This is a genomic window from Rhodococcus sp. LB1 (assembly GCF_001583455.1).
GTDB classification, from domain to species: Bacteria; Actinomycetota; Actinomycetes; order Mycobacteriales; family Mycobacteriaceae; genus Rhodococcus_F; species Rhodococcus_F opacus.
Window position 1 is genome coordinate 1 of sequence record NZ_LTCZ01000274.1, and the last position, 968, is coordinate 968.

Consider the following 968-nt stretch of genomic DNA (forward strand, 5'->3'; position numbering starts at 1 on the left):
GGCGCGTACAGCGCATCGAAATACGCGATCGAATCCCTCGGTGACGCACTGAGAATCGAACTGCGTCCATGGAAGGTCCCCGTCTCACTGATCGAACCCGGACCCATCCGCACCGACATGTGGGAGGGAATGCTCGACGACCACGACGCCATGACCGCGAAACTGAGCCAAGAAAACAGAGAACTCTACGCAGCGCACCTCGCCGGCAGCCGCAAGCTCCTGGGGCGAATGCAAAAGATCGCAGCCCCTCCGAAACGCGTCACCAAAGCCGTCCACCACGCCCTGACCTCGCCGCACCCCAAACGGCGCTACATCCTCGACACCGCCAGCCGCGCCCAAAAACTCGCCGTAGCAGTAACGCCCACAGCGGTCACCGACAAACTCCTCGCCGCAGTGACCACCTGACCTCACCTCGGACAGATCGGGTCGTCGACGCAGAACCCCATTCGATATTTTGAGCCCGGCGACACATTGACTTGATCGTCCGCGAATCATGCACCAAGTTTCAGCCAACGGTCCGCTCACACAGCGCACCGCGGGCCGCGTATCGGCGGCCCGTACCCTTGCTCCATGTCCGCTGATCCAGGCAGCATCCGCGCCGACAGCCACCAGGCGCTGCCGAACCTGGCTGTACAGGATGCTTCGGCGGATCCCCACATCATCACAGCGGCGGCGCGCACCGGAACGGACATCGAGCTGCGGATTCACACGTCCATTGCACCGTTCGACGTTGCGGCCGAGGAGTGGTTCCCCGCGGCAGCCGGGTTCGCCGTCACGACCATCGTGCACACCGTCGACACGCAGACGGGCGGGCCGCGGTATCTGCCGCCCGCGGAGGCTGCCGAGTGGGCGCGGGCGATCTTCTCAACCGTCGACTCCGCGCACGGATACTTCCTCGGCGCCGTCGACCCAGGCACCGGCAGCCATCGACGCGGGCAGCTCGCATATCGCCTCTACCTCGACACCGA

At 64.9% G+C, this 968-nt stretch carries 2 protein-coding genes; both read left to right on the forward strand.

Features of this window, described 5'->3' with window-relative positions:
* A partial coding sequence (locus tag AZG88_RS29125) for an SDR family NAD(P)-dependent oxidoreductase (protein ID WP_156517652.1) occupies window positions 1–405 on the forward strand: 405 nt, incomplete at its 5' end.
* 165 nt (window positions 406–570) lie between these two features.
* Window positions 571–968 (forward strand): N-formylglutamate amidohydrolase (locus tag AZG88_RS29130; protein WP_156517653.1); only part of this gene is annotated, 398 nt, incomplete at its 3' end.